At 28.7% G+C, this 3,099-nt stretch carries 3 protein-coding genes; all 3 read right to left on the minus strand.

What is annotated here, in order from left to right; all coding sequences use genetic code 4:
- Positions 1-52: 52 nt before the first annotated feature.
- Positions 53-973 carry a hypothetical protein gene (locus tag ACX1M8_RS03435; RefSeq protein WP_458836803.1) on the minus strand — a complete coding sequence of 307 codons (921 nt, stop codon included), beginning with the start codon at positions 971-973 and terminating at the stop codon, positions 53-55.
- Positions 974-1,053: 80 nt separating this feature from the next.
- Positions 1,054-2,430, minus strand: coding sequence for a M17 family metallopeptidase (locus ACX1M8_RS03440; protein WP_458807036.1), 1,377 nt, complete (start codon positions 2,428-2,430; stop codon positions 1,054-1,056).
- A gap of 60 nt (positions 2,431-2,490) precedes the next feature.
- The coding region (locus ACX1M8_RS03445; protein WP_458836804.1) for a PQ-loop domain-containing transporter at positions 2,491-3,099 on the minus strand (609 nt) is incomplete at its 5' end.

Below are 3,099 nucleotides of genomic sequence, written 5' to 3' on the forward strand. Positions count from 1 at the left end.
TATAATATATCTACAAAAGACCGAAGTGATTACACAAAAATTGGTCTATTACCTACAAATTATGTTTTTTACTATGTGCAAGTAGTTTTGAAATAAATTTCTTATCATGCTGAGTCATGATAGTTACGATCATATCATTATCAAGAAAAGCTCTATCTCTTAATATTGCATAATACACAAAAAGATAATTAATAGTATTTAGATAAGAGTTATTTAAAAACATTACTAAAAAGCCTAATATAATGCAAGTTATAGCTATTGATATTTCAAAAGCCCCTTGATCAACGGGATAGTCATTAATTGCATGAGTAACTATTGGAGATGAAAATCTATTTACACAAATGATAATTGCTCCAAAAATAAATGTTATTCATATTCAATGAAGTATCCCTTTCATTACATACATAAGATTAGTAGTTATTCTAATTTTTCTTTCTAATTTGTTTTGATATTTATTCAAAAAATCATTAAAAAGTATTTTATTTAAGTTATTTAGGGACTTAAATGAAAATTCATTATATTTTTTAAGTCATTTTATAGGCTGATTATCAGGTATTTGACTAACATGCTTTTTATTAATTAAACGAGTTTTAGATACTTCTATCGGCTGATTTTTAATGATGTTTTCTTTATTATTGAAGCAAAATTTTAATTTTATATTTTCGGTTATATGCTTATTGATGAAAAAATCAAAGAAATTATTTTCAAAGCGAATATTCATTGAGTCACTATTTATACGTTTTTCATTTATGTGCTTGTATAAAAATCATATACCCAGCACTCAAAAAGTAATTGATATAGGATTAAAGATAAAAAGCAAAATGTATAGAGGGTTTATTTGATATAGTCAATAGACACCAATTAGGCTGAGAGAAATACAAGAACCAAATGCATTAGAAAATGCTTTTTTAGCTCGCACCTTGTATGAATTTATGCTATTTAGATTTGATTTATTAGAAGTTTTAAATTCCATTATTTTCCTTCATAGGGCATAAAAAATAGCATATTATAAATAAATACAATATGCTATTAATTAGTTTATAAAATGATATTTTATTTATTATTTAAAGCAAGTTGTGTTAATGTTTTAACCATTACACCTGTTGGACGTGAAGCGATATCAGCTGTTCCAGCAACATCTAAGTGAATGTATTCAACGTCTTCTGTAAATTCTTTTAAGAACATAGCAGCTGATGATGAACCACCACCAATTCCACTTAAGTCTGTGTTTTTTAAGTCAGCAACAACTGAATTTCTGATTTCTTTAGCAAAAGCTTCATCAAGAGGCATTCTTCATACTAATTCGTTTGATTCTTTCGCAGCTAAAGAAAGTTCTTCTCAAGCTTTTTCGCTTGTTGCTCAAACTCCTGTGTATGTTTGCCCTAAAGCAACTAAGATAGCTCCAGTTAATGTAGCGACATCAACTAATCTTGTGGCTCCTAATTTTCTAACACCATATGTTAAACCATCAGCCATTACTAAACGACCTTCAGCATCTGTGTTGTTGATTTCAACAGTTTTACCATTCATACTTGTTCAAACTGAATCTGGTAATGAAGCATCCCCGTTTACACGGTTGTCTGTAATACACATGATAGCTGCAACATTTGCTTTAGGTTTTAATTGTGCAATAGCTTTTAAAGCTGAAGCAACGAATACTGATCCAGACATATCGTATTTCATTCCTAGCATGTTACGTCCTGTTTTAATGTTGTATCCACCTGAATCGAATGTAATTCCTTTTCCAACATAAACAGTTTTTTCTTTAGAATCTGGGTTTCCGTTGTATTCAATAACAACTACACGTGGTTCATACATACTTCCACGGTTAACTGAAAGAAGTAATCCCATTTTGTTTTCTTCAATAGCTTTTTTATCAAGCACTGTAACTTTTAAGTTATCGTATTTTGCTAAATCAGCAACAACTTGATCAGCTAATCATTCTGAATTACAGATGTTTGGAGGTGTAACTTGTAAGTTACGAGCAAAGTTAATAGCTTCTGATAGAACAACAGCTTTATCTAATTCTTCCTTGTATTCTGCTTCATTTGCTTCTGAATATAATGAAACTGCGAATTTTTCATCTTTTTTGCTTGTTTTAGCTGAATAAATATCAGCATTTACATAATTGTAAGCTTCTACAAATGCTTTTACAACTAGCGCAAGGCTTAATTCACCTTTTACAAAGCTTGCTAAATCAATTTGGTATTCTCTAGCTTGTGAAGCAAAGAATCCTTTAGCAAAGTTGTATAAAGCTGTATATTTGAATTTATCAGCTTCCCCTAAATAAACTAAAGCTTCGTTTTTATCAAAGTAATCTGTAACAACATTGTTTTTTTCAACAAGTGTTTTATCATATGAATCACCCTTGAAAACAGCTTTTAATAACATTGAATTATTTCTTGTTTTATCAACATTTTTAATAAACATAATTTCTCCCTTTTTAAATTTAATAATTGTCTATATTTTACCTTTTTTAGTAGGTTATGATTAATTTAATTGTTTCTTTTTGTTCAAGTATTTTTTCAAGTATCTTTCGTGAATAATTAAGAAAATTTGAATAATGTTAATTAAGAAGAAAAATACTTGAGCAGCAACACCTATAATGTTAGCTGCATTTGGATCTGTATTTGTTTGAATGGATCATCAAATCATTCAGCAAGTACATAAACATTGGCTAATTGAAAACATTGGAAGTGATAGGTTTCTAACATCTCTAGTTTTAAATGTTTCAATAATTTGAGGCATAACAGCTATAGCAATAAGTACTGGGGCTAGGAATGAAAAGATGGCACTAAAAATCTCTGATTGCGTTCTAGTTATATTGAATACAATTACAACAATTAGATAGAATAAAATTCACATTGCCATATTAAGACTTAATTGTCATCAGTGATTTAGTCTTAATTTTCCTAATTTAACAGTTTTTTCACTATAAGCAAAGTAAATACTCATTAACATAATGTTAGCTGCATATACTGTAGCACCTGAAATTAAAATTGCTATATATTCTAAGTCATTTCATCCTAGAATTGAATAACATAATGAACCTAATTCAGATACCATAATACTGTAAACTGAAAACCCATCAACTTTTTT

The sequence above is a fragment of the Mycoplasma tracheobuteonis genome (genome assembly GCF_054456995.1).